Origin of the sequence: Alkalihalobacterium chitinilyticum, from assembly GCF_029028005.1 — a bacterium.
Taxonomy (GTDB): Bacteria; Bacillota; Bacilli; order Bacillales; family Bacillaceae_F; genus Alkalihalobacterium; species Alkalihalobacterium chitinilyticum.
The window spans coordinates 115,626-141,157 of sequence record NZ_JAOTPO010000012.1; the positions used below are offsets into that span (position 1 = coordinate 115,626).

Sequence of the window (25,532 nt, forward strand, 5' to 3'; positions counted from 1 at the left end):
CTATTATAGGTGGTTTTTTCCTTACACTATGGTGTCAATTCACTATTTTACTTATCAAAATATCTATGTGCATTACACTTTGAAATTCGAGATTTTTTGTTCAAGTTCACTCGCAATAATGGATAATTCTTCTGCGGATTGCGTGACACTTTCCATCGTTGCGACTTGTTGTTCCATTGTAGCCGAGATACTGTCCGTGCTGTCATTAGCAATCGTAGAAATGTTTTGAATTTCATTTACAGTCGCTAAGATGTTTTGACTTAACGTATTAACAGAAATAACCATTTCGTTTATTTGACTTGCTTGAGACAGCACCTGTTTTACGGATGTTAAAATTTCCTCAAATGATAGGCCTGTTTCTTGTATGACTTGTTCACCATGTTTAATCATCGTTGTACTAGCATGTGACTTTTCAATCGAATGTCCGACTTGTGTAGAGATTCGGTTAATAATTTCAGAAATCGTATTTGCGGCTTTTTCACTTTGAGCAGACAATTTACGAATTTCATCAGCAACGACTGCGAAACCTTTTCCAGCTTCTCCAGCACGAGCTGCTTCGATATTTGCATTTAAGGATAACAAATTCGTTTGTGCTGAGATTTCTTGGATCATTTGCACGATGTTTTGAATTTCTGTTGAATTTCTTCCTAATTCTTCAATGACAACAACATTCTCTTCATTTTGCTTGCGAATATTTTCCATCGACAAGATCGAATCTTCGAGCTTGTCTTTTCCAACAGTTGCTTTTTCGTTAGATGTTTGTACAGCGGTAACGATCGTTTGTGTAGAGTCCTGTACTTGTTTCAAGCGATCTTCCATCTCCTGAAAAATCGTTGCTGATTGATTGATCGATTGATTTAACTGAGTTTGTCCACTAGCCATTTCTTGTAATGAACCGGCAACTTCTTGCGACCCTGCATTGACTTCTTCTGATGAAGAAACGAGCTCATGGCTTGCAGCGGATACATTTTGTGAAGTCGACGTAATATTAGCAACAAGATCACGAAGGTTACGAGTCATTTCGTTAACGGCTGTCCCTAATAAACCTAATTCATCATTAGAACGAACTTTAATTTCTTCAGTTAAAAGATTACCTTTACTAACTTCAGTTGCTACAGTTAATGTACTTTGCACGGATTGTTTAATAGACCGTGATAAAGCGTAGAATATGATACCACCAAGTACTGCTGATACGATAAATGAAATCACACTAATAATGACAGCTAAAGTCACCGCATTATTTAAGTTAGTGCTTGTCTCAACCATTCGATTTTTTAGGATCGCATCTAGTTCATTAACTGCATTAATTGTTTCATTACGAATTAGCGCAAGTTGCTGCATGGTTTGTGGATTTGTGCCCGTTAAACCTTCAAGGATCGCATCGACCCTGCTGTCAAATTGTGAGTTATAAAGTAAAAGTGATTGATATAGTTGCTGTTCCGCTTCAGTCACCATTACATCTTCAATTGCAGCTAATGTTTCATGAAGTTTAAAGTCATATTGACGATAAAGGTTCTGATCAATTACTCCGTGATAATCGACATCGGTTATTGCTATGTATTTATATCGGAATATAGAGCCTATATCCGAAACTTGAAGTGCTCGATCACTTATTAGTTCCATATCACTTCTATGTTTATCTACTACTTGATACTGATAAAAATTAAGAATAAATCCAATAAAGAATAAGCCTAGAACGAATGCTAAACCACCTAAAAGTTTAAACTGAATACCGATGAAACGTTTCTTTCCTTTTTTTATGTTCTTCTTTTTACCTATTGACCTCATTTTCTCACCTTAGCCCCCTAATTCTAAAAGATGTCTTTGTGTTGCTTGGCTCAGCGCAAGTAGCCTTGCAGGTATAAATGTGCAAAAGCTACAAGTTACAAATATAGAACCAATGATTAAATATAAAGTACTATGTTCGCCAAAAATTTAAAATTTTCGACAAAATATCTTAACATAATTTTAACACATTTTAGTACTATTTGAACATTTGAAATACAAGGAATGTATAAATATATTAAAAAAAGCGGTTTCAAAGTAGGTTAGTTGTGAAAAATATAGGTAAAACATCCTGTTTGGACTTCAAGCTTTTAAATATACGAATGTAAATAAGTCCTAGATATTCATCAATTTTTTGACACTTTGTGACGGAGTATATACATTGTAATTTGTGGGATTTATATTAAAAAGAGTATTTTATCTTACTGTTTAGAAATTCAGAGAAAAATACCCTTTAATAGTTAGTTTTTTTCTTTTAAATTTGTTGCAGGACAACGTTAAGAGGATAAAAATGATTTTTTCCAAAGAATGATTTACAATAAACAGCGTATGATTTATTCGGAAGCAGAAAGGTGTGTAGGAATGACTACCCAATTTAATGATAACTTTTTACGAGCATGTAAAGGTGAAAAAACAGATCACACTCCAGTATGGTACATGAGGCAAGCAGGACGATCGCAGCCAGAATATCGAAAAATCAAAGAAAAGTACTCACTATTTGAGATTACGCATCAACCTGAGCTTTGTGCTTACGTAACGAAGCTTCCAGTTGATCAATATAATAATGATGCAGCGATTCTGTATAAGGACATTATGACACCACTTCCAGCAATAGGTGTTGATGTTGAAATTAAAGCAGGTATCGGGCCTGTGATTGATAATCCAATTCGCTCCAAAGCGGATGTTGAAAAGCTAGGAACGATTCATCCTGAAGATGATGTGCCTTATGTCTTAGAAACGATTAAGCTTTTAGAAGAGCAACTAAATGTTCCTTTAATTGGCTTTGGCGGTGCGCCATTTACGTTAGCCAGCTACATGATCGAAGGCGGACCTTCAAAGAACTATAACAAAACAAAAGCTTTTATGTATGCTGAGCCGGAAGCATGGCATCTCTTAATGGACAAGCTTGGAGAAATGACGATTACATATATAAAATCACAGATTAAAGCCGGGGCAAAAGCAATTCAAATTTTTGATTCGTGGGTTGGAGCATTAAATGTTGCAGATTATCGTTTATTTGTGAAGCCTGTAATGAATCGTATTTTTGCCGAGTTAAGAAGTGAAGGAGTCCCGTTAATTATGTTTGGTGTTGGGGCAAGTCATTTAGTCAATGAGTGGCATGACCTTCCATTAGATGTAGTTGGATTAGACTGGAGACTTTCCATCGCAGAAGCACGAGAAAAAGGTGTGAATAAGCCTGTTCAAGGAAATTTAGATCCAGCTATTCTTTTAGCCCCATGGGAAGTTATTGAAGAAAAGGCAAAGGCTATTATAGATCAAGGGTTAGATCACGCTCCTGGCCACATCTTTAACTTAGGCCATGGTGTATTTCCTGAAGTAAATCCAGATACACTACGCAGACTTACTGCATTTGTACATGAATACAGCAGCACTAAATAATTAGCATTGGAGTGTATGAAGAATGTCTAAACGTAAAATCGGTCTTTTAGTCATGGCCTATGGTACTCCTCGCAGTTTAGATGAGGTAGAACCTTACTATACTCATATCCGCAGAGGAAGAAAGCCTTCTGAAGAAGCGTTAAACGAATTAACTGAACGTTATGAAGCAATTGGCGGTATCAGTCCTTTAGCGAAAATTACAGAAGCACAAGCGCAAGGTCTTGAAGATGAAATGAACAAGCGCTTCGATAACCTAGAGTTTAAAGCGTATTTAGGTTTAAAACATATAGATCCTTTCATTGAAGATGCGGTTCAACAAATGAAAGAAGATGGAATAGAAGAAGCGATTAGTATTGTTTTAGCACCGCATTATTCTACTTTTAGTGTTAAGTCATATAACGGTCGTGCACATGAAGAGACAGAAAAAATATCCGGTCCGACAATACACAGTATCGATAGTTGGTATAATGAGCCATTGTTTATTGAATATTGGGCAGATCAAATTAAACAAACGATGGCTAATATTGAGGATAAAGACTCTGCTGTTGTCATATTCTCAGCTCACAGCTTGCCAGAGAAAATCCTTCAATATGGAGATCCTTATCCTGAACAGCTTCAAGAAACCGCTGATCTGATTGCAAGTGCAGCTAATATTAAAAATTACACGATCGGCTGGCAAAGTGAAGGAAACACGCCGGATCCTTGGATCGGACCAGATGTTCAAGATTTAACTCGTGACCTCTATGAAAAAGAAAAGTACCAATCTTATGTCTATTGCCCAGTAGGATTTGTCGCTGATCATCTTGAAGTTCTTTATGATAATGATATTGAATGTAAAGTTGTAACTGACGAGCTCAATGTGGATTACTATCGACCGGAAATGCCAAATGCGAAGCCGGAATTTATCGACTGTCTAGCAAAAGTGGTGACGGAAAAGCTCAAAGAGAAAGTGCGTGACATCTAGTGGCAGATGAACGGAAAAAAAGTGTGGCTATCGTTGGAGGGGGAATTACAGGTTTAACCATTGCCTATTATCTGCAAAAAGAAATTATGAGCAAAAGGTTAAACTTAGAGTATAAGTTGTTTGAGTCGAGTGACAAACTAGGCGGAAAAATTCAAACCGACTATACCAATGGGTTTGTCATTGAACAAGGTCCTGACTCATTTCTTGCGAGAAAGCAAAGTGCAGCTAAATTAGCAAGAGAAGTTGGACTAGAGAGTGAGCTTGTACATAACGATACAGGTCAATCATTCGTTTTAAAAGGAGACCAACTCTATCCCATTCCAGGTGGTGCTATTATGGGGATTCCAACCAAACTGGCACCATTTGCAACGACAAAATTGTTTTCACCAATGGCTAAATTACGAGCTGCCGGAGATTTGTTTTTACCTAAAACGAGTCAACCAGATGAAGATCAATCACTTGGTCACTTCTTTAGAAAGCGGTTAGGGGATGAAGTCGTTGAAAATTTAATTGAACCACTGTTATCAGGCATATATGCAGGTGACATTGACCAATTAAGTTTGATGGCCACTTTTCCACAGTTTCATCAGGTAGAACAAAAACATCGCAGTCTTATTCTTGGAATGAGCAAGGTCATGCCAAAACCAGCAAAAGCTGTACCGCCCACCAAGTCTAGAGGAATGTTCATGTCCTTTAAAGGGGGCTTACAGTCGTTCGTTGACAGCATTGAAAATCATTTAGATGAAGACGCAGTAAAAAAGTCTGTGCGTGTTCATTCCATTATGAAAGAAGGTGAGCAGTACAAGCTCACCTTTACAGATGGTCAGGTCGAGACTTTTGACCGTGTCATTCTAACAACACCACATGAAGTGACTTCGGATATATTAAGAAATTATTCTCACATTATTCAACCTCTTAAAGAGATCCCGTCAACATCAGTTGCCACGGTTGCGATGGCTTTCCCGCTGTCGAGTATCAAAGGTAATCTCGGTGGAACTGGGTTTGTTGTCGCTAAGAAAAGCGGATATTCCATTACGGCATGTACGTGGACGCATAAAAAGTGGAAACATTCTGCTCCAGAAGGTTATGCGCTTCTTCGCTGCTATGTGGGTCGGTTTGGAAATGATGAAATTGTAAGTCGATCAGATGATGAAATCCTTGCAGCAGTAAAAAAGGATTTAAATAAGATAATGAACATTGATGAACAACCAGATTTCTACAATATAACTCGTTGGAAAAAGGCAATGCCGCAGTATATTGTTGGTCATAAACAAAGAATTGAGATGCTGAAAACGAGCTTACAGAACGATATGCCAGGTGTGTATGTAGCTGGTGGAGCTTACGAAGGACTTGGTTTACCTGACTGTATCGATCAAGGTGAAGCTGTCGTTCAGAACGTCGTTCAATCATTGTAACAGAAAAAAGGAACGAGATTATATCAGGCTTAAACCAATATTTTATACTGAAATGTTAGGTGAACAAAGTTCCATTATAGTAGGATAAAGAACCACTAACAGATTAGTGGTTCTTTGCTTTCTGGTAGATAAACTATAATCCTGAACACAACAAAGTAGATTATGACGTTCAACTTTGGAAAAGGTGTCTTTTCTCTTTTATAGACCAAATCGTTCAAACTAAACCGTCCTAACTTCCTCTCTCACAGGATCAGCACCACCAAGCTCTGGATGGACTTTTCGAATTACAGCTGGCCTTGCAAGGACGAAAGTAGCACTAATTAATAAACTTGCTGACAATAGAAGGATCCACTGTCCTGGAAATTTATCGTACAAGAAACCGTATAACACCATTCCTAAAGGGATCAGCGCCATGGACATCGTTTCAATAATAGAAAAAACTCGCCCTTTGTATTTATCATCAATGGTCTTTTGCAGCATGACTTGTAGCGGTGTATTGACAATAATAATAACGGAACCGAAACAGAACATTAACACTAAATAGTAACCAAACACGAGATGATACGTCAATGGTGTTAATAAAGGAACTGATACCGCCCCAATAATCGCCCCCAGAGCAAGGATTCCTCGCTTTGATACGAGTATCGGATATTTCACTTCTTTTCTCATTGAAAAGTAAATTGACATTAATAGCATCCCTGCTGAAAAGGCACCTTGTGTAAAACCGAAATGCTGTGATTCCATTTTTAATTCCTCTATCAAAATATAAGAGTACCCTACTTCAAATGCGCCAAAGAAGAAATTCACCATTAAACCGATCCACAGCATGATTAATATAATCGGCTGCAGCTTTAAATAACCGATTCCTAATTTAATACTTTGCCAGATCGTTTCCTTCTGCTCTCCTTCAACGACCTTTTTCGGAGTGGCATATAGTTTAAAATTCATTGTTGATTCGAGGAAAACAGCAATGATTGATGCTGCCATATACATAACCAAAAATACAGGCATTGATACTGTTCCATACAATAAGCCGCCGATCGCTGGGCTTCCAATCGCTGCAAAAGAAATCGACATCTGATTTAAGGACATGGCCTTTTGAATACGCTCCTTATTAATCAGTGCAGTAATCGATGAAGTAAATGCAATTCCTGAAAACATCGATGTAATCGATAGAATACTTGTTGTCACATAAATAGCACCTAATGATAGGCCAGACGTTAAGGTAAAAACTAGCAGACCGCCTATAGTTAGCGTTGTAGCAATTTGTGCACTAATCACAATGGCTTTTTTCGAATAGCGATCTGTAATTGCCCCAGCGAACGGAGCTAAAACCGTTCGCGGTAGAATACTGCAAATTAAATTCGTTGCAAAGCTTGTAGCTGATCCGGTCATTTGTAAAATATAAAAACTAATCGCAAATGTATATACTTGTGCGCCAAACGAAGAAATAAGTTTACTAATCATAAATGTATACAGATGATATGTCGCCTTTTTTAACTTTAGTTTTGCGTCCATACGAACACCTCTTTTTTACAAAAAGTTTAATTTAATTAAACAAATCATAACACCCTTAAACTTCACTTTCAAGTCAAAGTTTAATATAATTAAACAAATGGGCGAAAAGGAGTGTTTTGATTCGTATGCTAGGAGAACGGATTAGAAAATTTAGAAAACAGAAAAAGATGACTCTTGAAGCATTAGCGGGTAAAGAGCTGACAAAGGGAATGCTTAGCCTTATTGAAAATAACAAAGCAAAGCCATCAATGGAAAGCTTGTCATATATCGCTCAACAGCTTGAAGTTGAAGTATCTGATTTATTAGGAGCCTTAAGTTCAGAGGAATTGAGAGTTATTTTAGAAAAAGCAGAAAAAATATACAATAGTGATCTTAATAAAGTAAAAGAGAGATCCAAACGGCTTATTGAGTTAATCGAGCCTTATGTTGATAAACTTTCACAAGGCTATGAAGCAGCTCGCTTATTAGAAATTTACAGCTACTCACTTTACAACGAAAAAAGACAAGGTTGGCAGGAACTGTCGGACCTGGCGGCTATGATGTATGACCAAATGAATATTTCAGTTAATCGAGCAGGAATTGCAGTTTTTCGTACATTGGACAAGTTCAATAAGCATGACTATGAGAAAGCGTTAGAAATCTTTTTGCATGAACGGAGCTTAATTGAAGAAAATCACGCTTATATTGACCCGTTGACTAGGCTCGAACTTGATTATCATGAAGCTGTTCTCTACTATGCAGTCGGTGATACAAAAGCTGCAACGGAGATTATGGAAAGTGCACTTCATTTTTCTAAAGAAAAACAGATTTTTTACCGCGTGGATGAATTATACCGACTTGCTGCAGCACATGCGATGATGTTAAGAAATGAGCGTCAAAAAGACTACTACTTAGAAAAGCTAAAGCTATACAGTGAATTTGCGGACAACTTGTTTTCGCTTCAGTTTTACAAGCTCATTCGTATTATGTCTCTAATCGATGAGAAACGTGAATACAAGAAAGCAATAGAAGAGATAGATCAACTCTTTTCCGACGGAGAAAAAATAAACTTTTACGATCCTTGGTTTAATCTTGAAAAGGGCAAGGCCCTTTATTATTTAGAGCGCTATGAGGAAGCTCTTTTATATCTTGACGTGGTTGTCATTCCACCAGAAATCCATCACCCGTTTGATTTATCGATTTTCTATGTCGTGGATGCCTTTAAGGCGCTTTGCTATCATGAGCTAGGAAATAAAAATGATGCGGTTACAGCAATTAAAAGAGCAGTACATCATTTTGAAACGCTCCCAGATACACCGTTTAAGGAAATGGTTTTAAAAGCGAATGAGAAAATAGGAAGTCAACGGTAAGAAGGAAATACATTAATCATAGCAACGGGTTCATAAATTGTACAAGTTAATAAAAAAGGACATGGAGATTAAACTCCATGCCCTTTTTAAAGATAATAATGTGATTTTTGAGATTTACAATTTCCAAGCTCACAAGTAATATCAGTAAATTTAAAAACGACTGTCATTAATTATTTTAACAGTTCTTCAAGTTTAGTTGTATCTACAAAGCCTGTTAAATCTGGATCGTCTTCAATAAAGCTTAATTGATATGAAGCATCAGCCCATGCTTGTAGTGCTTCTGGGAACGTATCTGTAGTAACGACCATACGTTGCCATGCGTTTTCTAGTACACTTTCTGGTAAACGTTGTTGTGTTAAGTTATATAGTGAGTCATTGATTGTTTTTAACGTATCTTCAGTGTTTTCATGTGTGTAGTTAACAGCTTGAATGTGTCCTTTAAGCATAGCTTCAACAATCTCAGGTTGTTCTTCCATGAAACGCTTAGAAGTAACGAGTACAACACTTGCTAATGTTTCTCCAAGGAATACATCATTCCATTCTGAGACAACTTTTGCACCTAATTCTTCAACAAGGTACGTTCCCCATGGTTCTGGAGCTGCAGCCGCATCAATTTGCCCTTGTTCAAACATAGCAACCATGTTAGCAGGAGCGACACGAGATTGGTGCTCTACAGTACCACCTAGACGGTTGGATTGAAGTCCAAGGTCTTGCAGCATAATTTCTAATTGAACGTTATGAGTACAACCATTTCCTGGCGTACAGAACGACTTCCCGTCGAAATCCTCAAGAGTTTCAATACCAGCATCTTCACGAGCAACAATTAATGTAGCACCATTAGCGGCTGCACTAATAACAACAACATCTCCACCACGTAAGAAGTAGTTAATTGCTGGACCTGGTCCGACATAACCGATATCTAACGTACCAGCATCAAGCGCTTCGATAAAGTCATTTCCATTTGGAAAGTCTCTGAAGTTTGCTTCAACCTCTCCAAGTTCATCTTGGAAGAAGCCTTTCTCCATTCCTACAATACCTGCAGCGTGATCTAAGTTTGGAAAGTATCCAATAGATACGCTGTCAGCTGAGCCGTCACCAGATGTGTTACCAGATCCACAAGCAGCGAGCATTCCAACTAAGGCAACACTTGCAACAGTTTTTAAAAACTTTTTCACTTTTTTTCCCCCTAAAAAATTAATTGTTTTTTGATAATCCAAAGCGAGTAAGCACTCGTTTTTCAACTCTATTAAAAATTAAATACTCAACAGTTAAGCCAATTAAAGAAATAATGACCATAATTGCGATAACGAGGTCCATATTAAACATATCTTTTGCATTTAATAGGGTACGTCCCAGACCACCTGTACCGAGAAGCTCCCCAGCCATCAATGCACGCCATCCGAATGCCCATGCAAGTCTGGCACCGGTTAAAGCAGAAGGGATAGAAGCTGGTATCATCACTTTCCAAACGAGTTCGGAACGGTTATAGCCCATAGTCCGTGCTGCCCGAATTAGCAGCGGTTGAACATTCTTTATTCCCATTCTTACATTCATTGTCATTGCCCATGTTCCACCTAACACAATAATAAAGATAATGGCAAGGTCACTTCCTGCAAAAATCATAAGCGCGATTGGTAACCACACAATACTCGGAACCGATTGAAGTGCAATAACGAGAGATCCTAATGTTTCATCAGCCAGTTTTGAACGTGCTAACAAAATACCTAATGATGCACCTATAATAACAGCGAGCACAAAACCGATTGCTATCCGCTGAATACTTGTTGTCAGCGCATGAAACAAAATACCAGTTTCAAAGAAACCACGATACAGCTGGGTTAGTGTCCCGCCTGGTGATGGAAACATCATAACAGAGAAGAACTGATAACTAAGGTTTAGTCTATATGTGATCTCCCATATCGCGATGAGTGCCATAAAGAAGAGCAGCCTTCTTACTATTGTAGTCATCTCCCATTTCCTCCCTCATGACTTTTTCGATTTCACCAGCTAGATGCTCCATAATTTCTTCTTCTAGTTTAATAAATTCTGGACTAGCTTGTTTTCTAGGCCTTGGAATCGTAACGTCAAACGTTTTAATAATTCCGCCGGGTCTAACACCCATTAAGACTATGCGATCAGATAAAAGAATGGCTTCACGAATGTTATGTGTAACAAACAAGATCGTTTTCTTTGTTTCTTCCCAAATGTATTGAACTTCTTTGTGAAGCATAGATCGTGTCTGTTCATCTAGAGCACCGAATGGTTCATCCATTAAAAGGATCTTCGGGTCCATTGCTAAAGCTCGGGCAATCGATACACGCTGCTTCATTCCTCCTGAAAGTTCATGAGGATATGAATTGATAAATTTGCTTAAATGGACGAGCTTTAAGTATTCGATTGCTTTTTTCTTTGCTTCTTCTTTTTTTATTTTCTTTTTCAAAGCAAACATGACGTTTTCAAGTACTGTCAACCAAGGCATAAGTGCTGCTTCTTGGAATACAACCCCGCGGTCAGATCCTGGACTAGTAATTACTTGGTTGCTAACTTCAACCGTACCAGTTGTTGCTTGGTCCAATCCTGCAACAATATTTAATAGTGTTGACTTACCGCATCCAGAAGGACCTAATAACGAAACAAATTCTCCTGATTTTAAATCAAGATTAATATTTTCAAAGACTGTGTAAGCTGTTTTATCATCTTTGTTATGAAATGTCTTACTTACATTTTTAATTTGAACCTCAGCCATTGCACAGACCTCCTTTTATATCCCTAAATTTTCTAATTTTTGATAAAACATATCTTTTTAGTCGGCTTTAATCATGTTGTTAGTATATGACGGAACTTTTTGTCTGTCAACACTTATTTCCGTACATTTTTAGTAAGTTCAACCCCTTGATGACAGCCATCTAAACATGTAAGGTTATATTTACGAAAACAGCCGTATGAAAGTCACATACCAATACAACAAGGGCATGAAGCAAGGGTTCTTCATGCCTTTGTTGTGAGGGGACTCTTCAAATCCCAATATATATCTTCTGATTTTATAACTCTTGTTGTTGATGTAACTGATGGTTTAATTCATATAACATGGCTTGGATTTGTTGTTCCGTTTGCAGTATTTCCTGTTGAATTTGCGGGACGGCTGATTTTTCTTCTTCTTTTAATTGTCGCATTAAATCCTGAAGTTTATTTTCGGCGTCGTACATTAAATTTGGGTTCTGGTCTTTAGTCTGCAAAGCTTGTAAAGCACGCTGCATAGCAAGTATTGATTGATGCACGACTTCGTTCTGTGATTGAGTCACTACAAATCCTCCTATGTAAGACTTTACGATTATTTAAAATTAAATAGAGTCTAACGTCTTTCAAGAAATTGAGTGTAAGATAGGCCAGCCATTTAATAGTATGGATTGGAAAGTAAGGATTATTTGCAAATGTTGTTTAATATGACTTTTATCCTATAAGATGCGGAATTGTCTGCTCAGTTAATAGGTCTTAATAAGATCGTCAGGATCGTCAGACGATTTAAGATATCGTAGAGAAATAGGTCTTAATAAGATCGTCAGGATCGTCAGACGATTTAAGATATCGTAGAGAAAAATGATGGCTGCGGTAATCTTTTTGCACTGAAAAAAGGATAAAACAATGAGCATTTGCTTATAACTTATAGGAAATAATTAGCTGACTTTCGCTTTTCTGACACAAATAAAAAGAAACGTACGTGAATTTTTGCTATACTGTTTAGAGCATAGTAATGATAAGGTGGAGTACAGGCATGGCAAAACCAAATGAAATTATTGATATTTTACGTCATTCCAGGCACGATTGGTTAAATGTAATGCAGTTAATTAAAGGAAATCTTGCCTTGAACCGACCTGAACGAATCGAAGAAATTATTCGTTCAGTCATACAGCAGTCTCAAAATGAAAGTAAGTTATCCAGTTTAAACATACCAGCGTTAGTTGCGGATTTATTAACTTTTAATTGGGAAAACCATTGTTATGAACTAGAAATCGAAGTCATTGGTGATGTGAAAGATTTAAGCCATTATGAGAATGAGCTCCATGAGTGGTATTCTCAATTTATAAAATTGCTGGATCAATGCTGTGATGAAGGTACTGAAAATCATTTATTAGTTACGTTCCAATTATTAGAGGAAGAAGTAAAGATCATTTTTGATTTTCAAGGACAGTTCAAAGATATTTCTGTAATTGAGTCTTGGTTCAAGTCCCCATCATCAGAACTATTAGTCATTGCTGAAAAAGAGCTTTCAGTTAATGAGATGTTTTGTGTAGTAACGTTGAATTAATTTAGAGGTGAGATCACGATGTTTGTAGATAAGGTCAAGGTTTATGTAAAAGGTGGCGACGGTGGAAACGGAATGGTTGCCTATCGCCGTGAAAAATATGTTCCAGACGGCGGGCCAGCTGGCGGTGACGGTGGAAAAGGGGCAGACGTAGTTTTTGAAGTGGAAGAGGGATTACGAACGCTCATGGATTTCCGCTACCAGAAGCATTTTAAAGCACCAAGAGGAGAGCATGGTCGTCCAAAAAATCAACATGGAAAAAATGCGGAAGATTTTGTGATTAAAGTTCCGCCTGGCACAACGGTTGTTGATGATGATACGAAGGAAGTAATTGCTGATCTAACACAACACGGGCAACGTGCAGTCATTGCTAAAGGTGGTCGCGGCGGACGAGGAAATTCGCGCTTTGCTACTCCTTCTAATCCGGCACCTGAAATTGCTGAAAATGGAGAACCGGGTATTGAACGTTATATCTCGTTAGAACTAAAGGTTCTTGCAGATGTTGGTTTAGTCGGTTTCCCGAGTGTTGGTAAATCAACATTACTATCTGTCGTTTCTGCAGCCAAGCCAAAAATTGCGGATTATCACTTTACAACGCTTACCCCGAACTTAGGTGTTGTAGAGACGGAAGATGGAAGAGGCTTTGTTATGGCCGATTTACCAGGATTAATTGAGGGCGCCCATTCAGGAGTAGGGTTAGGTCATCAATTTTTAAGACATATTGAACGTACGAAAGTCATTGTACATATTATCGATATGTCTGCTTTAGAAGGTAGAGATCCTTATGAAGATTACGTCAAAATTAATGATGAACTAAAACAATATAATATGCGTCTATTAGAAAGACCACAAGTCATTGTTGCGAATAAAATGGACATGCCTGATGCAGAAGAAAATTTAGCTAAATTTAAAGAGGCATTGCAAGAAGATATTCAAATTTTCCCGATATCTGCTTTTACAAGACAAGGGGTAAGGGAACTTCTTTTAGCAGTTGCTGATATAGTAGATACAACGCCAGAATTTCCGCTCTATGAAGAAGCACCGGATCAAACAAGAGTTCTTTATAAGCATGAGAAGAAAGAAGATCCTTTCATGATCTCTAGAGCTGACGATGGTTCGTATGTGATTTCAGGGACAGAAATTGAAAAGCTTTTCAAAATGACAGATTTCTCTCGCGATGAGTCCGTTCGTCGCTTTGCTCGCCAGTTGCGTGGAATGGGAGTAGATGATGCACTTAGACAAAGAGGTGCCAAAGACGGCGATATTGTCCGCTTGCTTGAATACGAATTTGAGTTTATTGAATAAGCTGTAAATAGAGAGCTGCCTTAATCTAGGGCGGCTCTTTAGACTTTCACAATTTAGAAAATTAACGATGTATAAAACTAAAAAGTGAAAATCAAATGACCAAGGCACGAAAAGTATTATGAGGTCCAGTGGATTTTACCATTGTCAAAAAGTTCTAACAAATTTATAATGAAAAATAACTTTAGGTAGGGATCGGTGGTGGTATTATGTCCAAGGGAATTGAACAGTTTTATCTTGTTCGAGAAGATATGTTAACTGAAGCGATGCAAAAGACGCTAGAAGCGAAGGAATTACTAGAGTCTGGAAAAGCAAAGAAAATTAATGAAGCGGTTAAAGAAGTCGGATTAAGCCGAAGTGCATTTTATAAATATCGTGATGGGATATACCCTTTTCATAAAATGCTTAAAGAAAAGATTATAACTTTATCGATTAATTTAGAGGATCGCTCAGGAACATTATCGCAGCTTCTATCGATTGTAGCTGAATCGGGATGTAATGTACTCACCATTAATCAAACCATCCCGTTAAAAGGAAGAGCAAATATTACGTTATCATTAGATACGGTGTCAATGAAAATGGAAGTAAGTAAACTTATGCAGTCAATTCGTGATTTAGAGACCGTAATTAAGGTAGAAATTGTAGGTTCAGGCTCTTAACAGAAAGGAACGGTGTACTTAGGTGAAAACGATTGGATTTTTAGGACCGGTGGGGACATTTACAGAAATGGCTGCTATGTCTATATTCCCGAAACAAAAACGAAAAGAATTTTCTACAATTCCAGCATGTATGGAAGGTGTTTCTACTGGAGAGGTAGATGCTGCAGTTGTTCCATTAGAAAATGCGATTGAAGGATCTGTGAACTTAACTCTAGACTATATCATTCATAAACATCAGCTTCCAATTGTCGGAGAAGTCGTTGTACCTGTCGAACAACATTTGCTTATCCACCCAAAACATATGAATGATTGGAAAGCCGTTAGTACCATATATTCTCATCCCCATGCCATTGCTCAATGTCATGAGTTTCTTAGAACGGCCTTACCTCAAGGTGAAGTGGAATATACCAATTCTACAAGTGCAGCAGCAAAATTTATAATGGAAAACTCAGATCTGAAAGCAGCGGCAATTGGTAATGAATTAGCAGCGAAAACCTATAATCTTTCAATTATTGCAAAAAATATACATGATTATGATAATAATCGTACTCGGTTTGTTATCTTATCTAAAAAGAAAGATGAAATCATTACACCTTATACTGTAGGGCATAAAACGACATTAATGGTGACCTTGCCGTCTGATTATTCAGGGGCACTCCATCAAGTGTTAAGTGCATTTTCTTGGAGAAAACTTAATCTTTCAAAAATTGAGTCTCGTCCAATGAAGACGGGCTTAGGTAATTATTTCTTTGTCATAGATGTTGAACAAAAAATGGATGAAATTTTAATTCCTGGTGTTATGGCTGAATTAGAGGCATTAGGATGTGGGGTTCGTGTACTAGGAAGTTATCCTTGTTTTACAATCGCATCGGTTAATGATGTATCTAAAAAGCCAATTCCGGAATAACAATACGAATAAAATAAAGAGTGGAACGATCCCCTTTTCTAATAATTGGTTACCTCCACTCTTTAATCGTGTTAATTTAATAAAAATCCCCTATGTTTTAAAGCCTCAATGGCAGCCTCAATATGCTCCATTCGATCCGCTTCTATCGTGTGAAGATGTACTCCTTCGGTTAATTCGGAGAGGAGAGCAGCTTTTGTATTACGCATTTTTTCAATAAATATTTTTACATCATTTCGATTATTTAACATTAAAGAACCTGTTAAATCCCCATATATCGGGTGTTCAATCATGACATCGCGTATCGTTACGCGATTATCTACGAGTAACAACAGCTCTTCTTCTGTTTCTTCTGGGGAATGCTGACAAGCAATGACTTGCTTAACCGTTTGCTCTTCTGAAGTTGGTTTTATATACATATAGCCTTGTGCCGTAGCGATGAGCGGATAATTTCTTGCTTTTAAAATTGAAATATCTTGGACGATCACTTGACGGCTTACACCTGTTTTTTCTGCTAGTTCATTTCCCGTAAGAGGAGTACTCGCTGTTTTTAACCAGCCTAAAATTAAATTCCTACGCTCTTCTCCTAATATTTTTTTTGTAGTCATTGGTTTCCCCTTCCTGTGTGTTTCAATTATGAGTGTTCCATTTCGAACTAGTGAATTAATTTAATGAGAATAAAATTGTTCAATGATTTCATTTAATGCAGCTACCGTGTAACGGATATGCTCTTCCGTCGTTTCTCTTCCAAACGATATGCGGATCATTTCTCTCGCTTCATCGAGAGTTTTTCCTGTTTCGGTCATTGCTCTTGAAGGTGAAGTTTGTCCAACTTTACAAGCACTTCCTGTTGAAATGGCGATACCCCTCCTGTTGCATTCAAGCATAATATACTGACCTTCTATTCCTTTTATCCGTAAACAAAGATGATGTGCTAAGCGGTTCGTCGGATGCCCTTCAAGGATAATCTTAGTTCGATCAATGGAATTTAAAAACAGCTGTTGTAGTTGCTGACAGCGTTTCATCTCTGTGTCTTGTTCTAAAAACATTTGCGATGCAGCAATTGTAAAGGCTGCGATTCCCGGGACATTTCCTGTACCTTGCCTGAAGCCTTTTTCTTGTGTGCTGTTTGGAACAGTAGCTTTCCATGACAGTTCAGGTGACAAGTATACAGCGCCAACTCCTTTTGGTCCATAGATTTTATGGGCAGACATTGTGACAGCTGACAGATTGCAGGCTCTCACATCAATTGGAACTTTTCCAAACGTTTGTACACAATCACTATGAAAAAAGATGTTTCTATCTTTTAACAGTAGTCCGATCTCTTCCATATTCTGAATGGTTCCAAGCTCACTGTTAGCATGTCCGATTGAAACAAGGACAGTTTCTGGATTGATTTGTCGTTCTAATTGTTCGAGTTCCACTTCCCCGTATGAATTGACAGGTACAAATGAAATTCTAAAACCTTCTTCTTTTAAAAGTTCTAACGAATTAAGAACAGAAGGATGTTCAATGTTTGTCGTTATAATGTGATTACCACGGTGCTTATTCCCTCTTGCAATCGATAAAAGTGACAAATAATTACTTTCTGAACCACCACTAGTAAAATAAATGCCCTCTTTTTCCCCGTTAATCATCTTTGCAATGTCAACTCTTGATTGATCCAGTAACTGGTTAGCGGTTGTTCCATAATCATGTAAACTGCTAGGGTTTCCAAAAAATTCTTTCGCTGCCTTAGTGTATATTTCCAACGATGTTTCAGACATGGGTGTAGTTGCACAGTAATCCAGATATATCATTTATAAAAACCTTCTTTCAGGCGGATTTGCTTGCGTTTCTATTATCTTACACGAATAGAATTGTAAAAAACTCTTGTCACTAGTTTAAAATTATGTAAAGATAGGTGTCAAGACAGGTGTAAATGGCTAAGGGGGTCATTTAGTATGAAAGTATTTACGTCAGATGTCATTATCATAGGAAGTGGAATTGCAGGATTAATGGCAGCTGAGCTTCTTTCTTTCGATAAGAATGTGATACTTATCACAAAGTCAGATGTGGTAAGCAGCAACTCAATTATGGCCCAAGGCGGTATTGCTGCAGTCGTTGATAAAGAAGATGATTGGAGAGATCATTTTCTTGATACGATTCGAGCGGGGTGTTACTACAACTGTGAGGATGTCACTGAGCTTCTTGTTAGACAAGGCGCGAAAATGATTGAAAAGTTGAAAGAAATTGGAGTTCAGTTTGATAAAGGAAAAGATGGTAAGTACTTACTAGGCCAAGAAGGTGCACACTTAAAACGGAGAATTCTTCATGCTGGTGGAGATGCAACAGGTAAGGAATTAATTACAAAACTAATTTCCAGAGTGAAACAAAATGTCACTATTCATGACCATATGGATGCGATTGATTTAATTATTGAGAATGGTCGTTGTAATGGTGTCATTTGTATAGATGAAGATCAACATTATGTTCAATACTTTGCACCGCATGTTGTTTTGGCTACAGGTGGGGCAGGTCAATTATATTCAGTTACTTCAAATGATATGTCGATCACAGGTGATGGTATGGCATTGGCTTATCGTGCAGGTGCTAGATTGGCGGACATGGAGTTTGTCCAATTCCACCCCACAATGCTTGTAAAGAATGGAAAAGGTGCCGGGTTAGTTTCTGAAGCAGTAAGAGGAGAAGGTGGTCGTCTCATTACAGAAGGTGGCAACTTGTTAATGGAAGGTAAACATGAACTAGGTGATTTAGCTCCTCGTGATGTAGTCGCCAGAGAGATTTATGAGAAGGCAGCGAATCATCAAAAAGTTTACTTAGATATAAGACCCATTAAAGATTTTAAACAAAAATTCCCTTCAGTTACTTCACTTTGTACGAAGGCTGGAATTAAATTAGAAGAAGGTCTCATTCCGATTGCTCCTGGTGCACACTTTGTCATGGGAGGCGTAGAAACAACATCGTTTGGAAAAACGACTGTAGAAGGTTTGTATGCGGTCGGTGAAGTTGCCAATACAGGTGTTCATGGAGCAAACCGGCTCGCTAGCAATTCGCTTTTAGAAGGAGTTGTGTTTGCAAATGAACTGGCTCGAGCCATCATTCATTCCGATGAGAGTATTATGAAAACGAATATTAAGCCGATTGCTATTATGGATAAGAAGTATCCGCAACCGCTTCCGACACAAGCTGAAGTACAAGCGGTTATGTCTAAGTATGTTGGTATTGTCAGAACGAAAGACAATTTAGTAAAGGCACTGAAATGGTTTGAGAAGTATCAAGAGTTCATTCAATCTAATCGAAGATACATCCTTTCAGGTGAACAACATACGGTACGTAATATGTTGACGGTTGGTTACTTAATGACGGCTTCGGCACTTTGCCGTAAGGAAAGTCGAGGAAGCCATTTTCGTTTAGATTATCCGCTTGCGAGTAATCGTTGGCTTAACCAAACGGTATGTTGTTCGATTAGTAAACAACAACCGTATGTACGAAATAAAAAAGATTACGTTAGGAACTTTGTTATATAGGGGGACAATCATGAACCATCTTAAGGTAAAAGAAAAACTACAGCAATTTTTCATTGAGGATATCGGTGAAGGAGACGTTTCAACCAGCACGATATTTTCCGATGATGATATTCAGACAGGAAAATTCATTATAAAAGGCGAAGGGGTCATTTCCGGGCTGCAAATTATTAAGCTAGGGTATGAACTTCTAAATCCAAATGTAGATGTCCAGTTGCATTATAACGATGGAGATAATGTCACCTTTGGAACTTGTGTCGCTCAAGTAACAGGACCTGTAAAAACATTACTGACTGGAGAAAGAGTCATTTTAAATTTATTACAGCGAATGAGCGGAATTGCAACCTTTACAAGAACCGCTGTAGATACATTAAATGATAACCATACAAGAATTTGTGATACGAGAAAAACGACTCCAGGCTTAAGAATGTTTGAAAAGTATGCTGTGCGAAGCGGCGGAGGGTTTAATCATCGTTTCGGACTTTATGATGGGGTCATGATTAAAGATAATCATATCACGGCAGCTGGCAGTATAATGTCTGCAGTAAATCAAGCAAAATCAACGCTTGGTCATATGGTTAATATTGAAGTGGAAGTCGAAACAGAGGAAGAAGTCCGAGAAGCAATTGAAGCTGGTGCCCATATTATTATGTTTGATAATTGTCCTCCAGAAGTAATGAGAGAATGGGTGAAACTTGTTCCAAAACATATCGTTACGGAAGCATCAGGCGGCATACAAGTCAGTAACCTTGGAAATTACCGAAATATCGGTGTCGATTATATTTCATTAGGTGCATTAACACATTCTGTTAAGGCATTAGATATTAGTTTTAATTTAGAAGGGGGTAAAAAAGGATGAGCTTAGTAGAATTAATGAATACAAATCAAGGTCTTCCTGAGAAATATAAACAAATGACAACAGAGGAAATGGAAAATAGGATTCGTGAAATCAAAGCGGAGTTAGGCGAACGTCTATTTATTCCAGGTCATCACTATCAACGAGATGAAGTCATTCAATTTGCCGATGCAAGCGGTGATTCGTTACAACTTGCTCAAATTTCTGCAAAAAACAGTGAAGCAGATTACGTTGTGTTCTGTGGTGTTCACTTTATGGCGGAGACTGCGGATATTTTAACCGATGACCGCCAAGTTGTAGTATTACCTGACATGAGAGCCGGCTGTTCGATGGCTGACATGGCCGATATTAACCAAACAGAAAAAGCATGGAAAGCATTGGGCAGTGATTTTGGAGATACAATTCTGCCGTTAACTTATGTAAACAGTACAGCAGCTATTAAAGCATTTTGCGGACGTAATGGTGGTGCGACTGTTACTTCTTCTAATGCTAAAAAAATGGTTCAATGGGCTTTTACACAAAAAGAAAGAATATTATTTTTACCTGACCAACATCTAGGAAGAAACACGGCGTTTGATTTAGGAATTCCACTGGAACAAATGGCAGTGTGGGACCCAATTGAAGAAAAGCTGGAGTATGAAGGAAACATAGACGATATCAAGGTAATTCTCTGGAAAGGTCATTGTTCCGTTCATGAGAAATTTACAGTCGAAAATATTAGAGAGCTTCGCGAAACGGACCCAGAATTCCAAATTATTGTACACCCTGAATGTACACATGAAGTTGTTCAATTATCAGATGATGCTGGATCTACACATTATATCATTGAAAAATTAAAGGCTGCTCCAGCAAATAGTAAGTGGGCAGTAGGAACAGAAATGAACTTAGTTCGCCGTTTAGGACAGGTTCACACAGATAAAACAGTGATTTCATTAAATCCTAATATGTGTCCATGTTTAACAATGAATCGAATTGACCTTCCACATTTATTATGGTCGTTAGAATCAATTGTAGAAGGAAAGCCAGTAAATCAAATAAAAGTTGATAAAGATGTTGCAAAAGATGCATTGTTAGCCTTAGAGCGCATGTTAGAACGAGTTTAACTCGTAATGAAGGGGGATTATTTCCTCCTTCTTTTTTTATTTTCTTATCATTTTGGTTCGGTTAAGGTGATGGTAGGTGGTTATAGGACGAGGTTTGAGCGCATAGATTGACCTTAGAGTAATCATTTCGTCCATTTATTTTATAAAGCAAATGGAAATTAAGCTAAGGAGGGACATTTATGAAGATTCACATCGTTCAAAAAGGAGACACATTATGGAAGCTTTCCAAAAAGTACAACGTCGATTTTGAACAGTTAAAAGCAGCTAATGATCATTTGTCTAACCCAGACATGATTATGCCAGGAATGAAAATTAAAATTCCAACGGGGAGTGTTCCTGTAAAAAAAGAACAGCCGTTAGATGCTCTCGTAGGGATGGCTAAGAAGAAAGAAGCTCCTATTAAAAAAGAGGAACCAGTAGCTCCTCCAGTAAAAGAGAAACCTATTGTTGCACCAAAACCGCCTGAAAAACCAAAGGAAATGCCAATGCCAGAAATGCCTCCAATGATGATGCCAACTGCACCACCGCCGCCGCCACCTCAGCCACAGCCTATTACTGCAAAACAAATGCAAGAATTTAATATGAATTTTAACATTTATAAGCCGCAGCCGTATCAACCACCAGCACCAGCACCTAAAGTGCCAAAACCACCTAAGCCTATTGCTCCAAAGGTGGAAAAACCGATGGTAAAGCCAGAAGTACCGAAAAAACAGCCAATTAAACAAGAGATGCCGAAAAAACCAGCAGTAATGCCAAAAGAGCCAATGAAAATGCCAACAATGCCAAAAGAGCAGCCGATGAAAATGCCGACAATGCCGAAGGAGGAGCCAATGATGAAGCCTCAAATGAAGCCTCAAATGGAACCGATGGAGCAAATGGCGCCGATGCCTCAAATGGCACCAATGCAGCACATGGCGCCGATGCAGCAAATGGCACCTATGCAACAGATGGTCCCATGCCCGCCATATTATCCTGTATCACCAGTTCTCCCGGGTTGTGCTCCTTGTGGCAGTGGCGGACAGTGGGTATACGGGCAACCAATGGCACCAAGTTACGGACAGCAAATGATGCCACAAGCGATGCCACAACAACATCATCAAATGATGATGCCACAAGCGATGCCGCAACAACATCATCAAATGATGATGCCACAAGCGATGTCGCAGCAACACCATCAAATGATGATGCCGCAAGCGATGCCGCAGCAACACCATCAAATGATGATGCCACAACAAGGAATGCCACAGCACCAGCAAATGATGGTGCCACAAGAAGGAATGCCACAGCATCATCAAATGATGCCACAACAACCATTTGCACCAGAGACACACGAAATGCCTGGAATGCAACCATGGACTGGAATGGCGCATTCGCCACAACTGCCAGGATCTCATCACCAAGCAGGGATGCCTGGATCAATGACAGGTCCAAGTCAGCCGATGAGTCCCCAGATGCCACATCAATTCCAAGAGTTTGATGAATTTGATGACTAATTAAATGAACTTATATATGAAGAGACAGTGTAATGATGCTGTCTCTTTTTTATATTTATTACACCACGGTAGTCATTTTATTTTTTTGTGAAGAAATCCGCACTCAATGAAAATTTTGAGATTTAAAGCCCTTGTTTTTACTTCTTTTCCTACATATTAACAGACTAAAAAAGATCACAAAATGCCACTATAAGTGGTGAAAGGAGGAGATACAAATGCGAAAATTCGCGATCACAATTACTGCAGCAACAATGATAATAGGTGGTTTAGCTGGATGTGGTGTCGATAATCAAGCAAGAGATATGGGTGGCGCTGGTGCAGCTAACAGAGAGATTGGTTATACAGATGCTGGTAGACATGGAGCCGCTGGAGCAGGTGCAGGTGGTCATGGTGAAGTTGGACTATTTGGTCAAGGCCGTGGAGCTGGCATGACTGGACAGGGAGCTGCTGGAGCAGGTGCTCATGGTGGTACTGGAGCTGGAGCAGGTGCTGGTGCTGGTGGTGGATTGTTCGGTGGTGCTGGATTTGGTGGCGCTGGAGCTGGCACTGGTGGACACGGAATGACAGGAGCAGGAGCTGCTGGCGGTCGTGGAGCAACTGGTGCAAGATGGACAGGGGAAGGTCCAATCACGGATATGTTTACACCAAATAACCGTGCTGGACGTCAAGGAATTACTGGCTATGGCGTTGAACAACGTCGTGGACAAGGTATCCGCGGTGGCCAATTAGGCGTTAACGACCGCAATGCTGGTTTAAGAGGTACAGGTGGAACAATGAACCAACGTATGACAGGTCCTAACTATGATATGCGTGGCACTGGTATCGGTGGAGCAGGTTTCACTGGTCGTGGCATGGCTGGAAGAACAGGTATGACTGGTGCTGGAACTGCAGTACCACATGGAACATTAGATGATGGTAACCAAACAGGTATGGGCGGTGCAGCTACTCGAGGCGCTGCTATCCAAGGTAAAGCAGGTACTCGTGGAGCAGGTATGCACGGTCAAGCTGGTACTCGTGGTGGTGCTACAGGTATTACAGGTGGCAACCGTGAAGGTATGGTAGACCAACGTGGTGTTCTACGTGGTCAAAATCGTACAATGAGAGGTCAGACTACAGCTAATTATCACCGTGGGTATGATGGACAAACAGTTCAAGAAATTGAACGTTCTGTAGAGAATATGGACGGTGTTAGAGATTGCCGTGTCGTTATGCATGACGATCAAGTTGTAGTAGCAGTTGAAGCAACAAATAAAGATAATGCAGCAAAATTAGAAGAAAAAGTTGAAAACAACATTGAAAACATGGTACGTGGTAAAAACGTTCATGTTGTAACAGAAAAAGATGCTATGACACGTGTTCGTACAATGGACGATCGATTACGTGGCGGTGCAGCATTTGATGAAGTTGGTGCTACTTTCACTGAAATGGTAAGAGACTTAGGACGTGCAGCGGGTCGACCGTTTGAACGTACTCGTAACTAGTTCTATGTAGGTCATTAAGATTGAGCAGGAGATCATTCTCCTGTTCAATATACATATTATGTATTCAATCCTTCTGTCTACTAGCATATTCAGTAATGGTAAATTTATACCTTTTTACCTTCGTCCCAATCATTGGAATGAATTTCATCACTTTACGGATAAAAGCATTTATTCATGGCTAGAATAAATATGAATAAATGCTTTTATTTTTTATATGGTGGTGATTATATGAAGGACGGTCAAATCATTAAGAAAATAACAAAAAAACATATGGTGATAGCTGTCCTATTTTCTTTATGCTTTGTCTTACTTTTAGGATTTCAACCAGAAGGTGCAAATACTATTCAATCCCATGCTTCTAAGTCAGTAGTTCCAGTAATGAAAATGGTTGAAAATGCAGATGCAGGACCTAAAACGATACAAGTAAAATTACAACGAGTATATCTAGATGGTGAAATAAGTGAAGAAGTAGTTGAAGAAACCATTTGGTCTATGGAAGATTTTTGGGCATTTTATGACCAATGGCTGCTGGTTGATCAAAACGAAGAAGAAATACTTTTTAAGCAGGAGATAGATGATATATCACCTTTATTAAAAATTAATGGATATTTTGGGATCTCGGAAGATGGTGTCTTAAATATTTATGAAGGAAAACCAGACGACCAAAAAATAATCCAGTCGTTCTTCCAGATCAATACCCAAAAATTAAAGAGCCATCATGAAAGTGAATTAAAAAATGGAATTCCCGTAATGTCACGTGAAAATTATCAGGAAGTTTTAAAAACGTTAGAAAAATATGCAATAACAGAAATGTAAAGAGACGTGATACTTCACGTCTTTTTTGTGTTTAGTGTTGCTACTTGTGTTATTACGATGCATTGGAGAAACAATCAATGGTGTGCCTACTAGAAAAAATAGGCGGAAGCAGTAACCAAAAGCACGGAATGACAAGCGACAGAGGAAAAAACTAGGAGAAAGCGTGAACGAAAAGGGTAGGATCGTGAGCGGCAGAGGGAAAAACTAGGAGAAAGCATGAACGGAAAGGGTTGAGTCGTTAGCGGTAGAGGGAAAAACTAGGAGAAAGAGTGAACGAAAAGGGTTGAATCGTGAGCGGTATAGGAAAAATATAGGAGAACCCAGTAACGAAAGAAGAGACTACGTGTCTCCTTCACTCCCCCTTGACACTTAGCTAAAGGGGTAAGGTTGTGTTTACACTATATGAAAAAGTTTGTATGTGATAATATAGAAATACA

The 25,532-nt window shown here is 38.6% G+C and carries 22 protein-coding genes; 14 read left to right on the forward strand and 8 right to left on the reverse strand.

Translation table 11 applies throughout. The annotated features are described in order from the left end of the window. Positions 1–72: 72 nt before the first annotated feature. On the reverse strand, positions 73–1,788 hold the full coding sequence (locus N7Z68_RS16635) for a methyl-accepting chemotaxis protein (protein WP_275119600.1): 1,716 nt from the start codon (positions 1,786–1,788) through the stop codon (positions 73–75). A gap of 579 nt (positions 1,789–2,367) precedes the next feature. On the opposite strand from N7Z68_RS16635, the gene hemE reads away from it, so the two are divergent. Genes hemE through hemY form a run of 3 tightly spaced genes read left to right on the forward strand, consistent with a single transcriptional unit; the run spans position 2,368 to position 5,784 of the window. Then, complete coding sequence (hemE, locus tag N7Z68_RS16640; protein ID WP_275119601.1) at positions 2,368–3,405, forward strand: uroporphyrinogen decarboxylase; 1,038 nt, start codon at positions 2,368–2,370, stop codon at positions 3,403–3,405. Positions 3,406–3,427: 22 nt separating this feature from the next. Next, positions 3,428–4,369: a ferrochelatase gene (gene hemH, locus N7Z68_RS16645; RefSeq protein ID WP_275119602.1), complete on the forward strand. Its 942-nt coding sequence runs from the start codon at positions 3,428–3,430 to the stop codon at positions 4,367–4,369. Beyond that, complete coding sequence (gene hemY, locus N7Z68_RS16650; RefSeq protein WP_275119603.1) at positions 4,369–5,784, forward strand: protoporphyrinogen oxidase; 1,416 nt, start codon at positions 4,369–4,371, stop codon at positions 5,782–5,784. The genes hemH and hemY overlap by 1 nt, the downstream gene beginning before the upstream one ends. 219 nt (positions 5,785–6,003) lie before the next feature. Here the strand turns inward: hemY and N7Z68_RS16655 are convergent, their stop codons facing one another. Continuing rightward, positions 6,004–7,302 carry an MFS transporter gene (locus N7Z68_RS16655; protein ID WP_275119604.1) on the reverse strand — a complete coding sequence of 433 codons (1,299 nt, stop codon included), beginning with the start codon at positions 7,300–7,302 and terminating at the stop codon, positions 6,004–6,006. Positions 7,303–7,427: 125 nt separating this feature from the next. Between N7Z68_RS16655 and N7Z68_RS16660 the strand changes: the two genes are divergently transcribed. Then, on the forward strand, positions 7,428–8,651 hold the full coding sequence (locus N7Z68_RS16660; RefSeq protein WP_275119605.1) for a helix-turn-helix domain-containing protein: 1,224 nt from the start codon (positions 7,428–7,430) through the stop codon (positions 8,649–8,651). 170 nt (positions 8,652–8,821) lie between these two features. Here N7Z68_RS16660 and N7Z68_RS16665 read toward each other — a convergent pair whose 3' ends face one another. From N7Z68_RS16665 to N7Z68_RS16680, 4 genes are all read right to left on the reverse strand, one after another. Next, positions 8,822–9,826, reverse strand: coding sequence for an aliphatic sulfonate ABC transporter substrate-binding protein (locus N7Z68_RS16665; RefSeq protein WP_275119606.1), 1,005 nt, complete (start codon positions 9,824–9,826; stop codon positions 8,822–8,824). Between the two features lie 19 nt (positions 9,827–9,845). Beyond that, the gene (locus N7Z68_RS16670) at positions 9,846–10,619 is read right to left on the reverse strand and encodes an ABC transporter permease (protein WP_275119607.1); all 774 of its coding nucleotides are present in this window, start codon (positions 10,617–10,619) and stop codon (positions 9,846–9,848) included. Continuing rightward, the gene (locus N7Z68_RS16675; protein ID WP_275119608.1) at positions 10,552–11,397 is read right to left on the reverse strand and encodes an ABC transporter ATP-binding protein; all 846 of its coding nucleotides are present in this window, start codon (positions 11,395–11,397) and stop codon (positions 10,552–10,554) included. Before N7Z68_RS16675 ends, N7Z68_RS16670 begins: the two co-directional genes overlap by 68 nt. A 295-nt stretch (positions 11,398–11,692) precedes the next feature. After that, positions 11,693–11,953, reverse strand: coding sequence for a hypothetical protein (locus N7Z68_RS16680; protein ID WP_275119609.1), 261 nt, complete (start codon positions 11,951–11,953; stop codon positions 11,693–11,695). A 470-nt stretch (positions 11,954–12,423) separates the two neighbouring features. Here N7Z68_RS16680 and N7Z68_RS16685 point away from each other — a divergent pair, with 470 nt between their 5' ends. From N7Z68_RS16685 to pheA, 4 genes are all read left to right on the forward strand, one after another. Next, on the forward strand, positions 12,424–12,957 hold the full coding sequence (locus N7Z68_RS16685; RefSeq protein WP_275119610.1) for a sporulation initiation phosphotransferase B: 534 nt from the start codon (positions 12,424–12,426) through the stop codon (positions 12,955–12,957). A gap of 18 nt (positions 12,958–12,975) precedes the next feature. Further along, a complete protein-coding gene (obgE, locus tag N7Z68_RS16690) occupies positions 12,976–14,259 on the forward strand; it encodes a GTPase ObgE (protein WP_275119611.1) in 1,284 nt (427 codons plus the stop codon). Between the two features lie 206 nt (positions 14,260–14,465). Continuing rightward, positions 14,466–14,915 carry a transcriptional regulator ThrR gene (gene thrR, locus N7Z68_RS16695; RefSeq protein WP_275119612.1) on the forward strand — a complete coding sequence of 150 codons (450 nt, stop codon included), beginning with the start codon at positions 14,466–14,468 and terminating at the stop codon, positions 14,913–14,915. A gap of 22 nt (positions 14,916–14,937) precedes the next feature. Then, entirely contained in the window at positions 14,938–15,822 is an 885-nt protein-coding gene (gene pheA / locus N7Z68_RS16700) for a prephenate dehydratase (RefSeq protein WP_275119613.1), read from the forward strand. 71 nt (positions 15,823–15,893) lie between these two features. Here the strand turns inward: pheA and N7Z68_RS16705 are convergent, their stop codons facing one another. Next, entirely contained in the window at positions 15,894–16,427 is a 534-nt protein-coding gene (locus N7Z68_RS16705) for a transcription repressor NadR (RefSeq protein ID WP_275119614.1), read from the reverse strand. 60 nt (positions 16,428–16,487) lie between these two features. Then, positions 16,488–17,618 (reverse strand): IscS subfamily cysteine desulfurase, encoded by a 1,131-nt coding sequence (locus N7Z68_RS16710; protein WP_275119615.1) that lies wholly within the window; start codon positions 17,616–17,618, stop codon positions 16,488–16,490. A 144-nt stretch (positions 17,619–17,762) separates the two neighbouring features. Here N7Z68_RS16710 and nadB point away from each other — a divergent pair, with 144 nt between their 5' ends. From nadB to N7Z68_RS16740, 6 genes are all read left to right on the forward strand, one after another. Continuing rightward, on the forward strand, positions 17,763–19,349 hold the full coding sequence (nadB, locus tag N7Z68_RS16715) for an L-aspartate oxidase (protein ID WP_275119616.1): 1,587 nt from the start codon (positions 17,763–17,765) through the stop codon (positions 19,347–19,349). Between the two features lie 10 nt (positions 19,350–19,359). Beyond that, positions 19,360–20,205, forward strand: coding sequence for a carboxylating nicotinate-nucleotide diphosphorylase (nadC, locus tag N7Z68_RS16720; RefSeq protein ID WP_275119617.1), 846 nt, complete (start codon positions 19,360–19,362; stop codon positions 20,203–20,205). Further along, entirely contained in the window at positions 20,202–21,305 is a 1,104-nt protein-coding gene (gene nadA / locus N7Z68_RS16725; RefSeq protein WP_275119618.1) for a quinolinate synthase NadA, read from the forward strand. The genes nadC and nadA overlap by 4 nt, the downstream gene beginning before the upstream one ends. A gap of 179 nt (positions 21,306–21,484) precedes the next feature. Beyond that, positions 21,485–22,798 (forward strand): SafA/ExsA family spore coat assembly protein, encoded by a 1,314-nt coding sequence (gene safA / locus N7Z68_RS16730; RefSeq protein WP_275119619.1) that lies wholly within the window; start codon positions 21,485–21,487, stop codon positions 22,796–22,798. A 215-nt stretch (positions 22,799–23,013) separates the two neighbouring features. After that, complete coding sequence (locus N7Z68_RS16735; protein WP_275119620.1) at positions 23,014–24,279, forward strand: YhcN/YlaJ family sporulation lipoprotein; 1,266 nt, start codon at positions 23,014–23,016, stop codon at positions 24,277–24,279. Between the two features lie 228 nt (positions 24,280–24,507). Then, positions 24,508–25,095 carry an intercompartmental signaling factor BofC gene (locus N7Z68_RS16740; protein WP_275119621.1) on the forward strand — a complete coding sequence of 196 codons (588 nt, stop codon included), beginning with the start codon at positions 24,508–24,510 and terminating at the stop codon, positions 25,093–25,095. Positions 25,096–25,532: the final 437 nt, after the last annotated feature.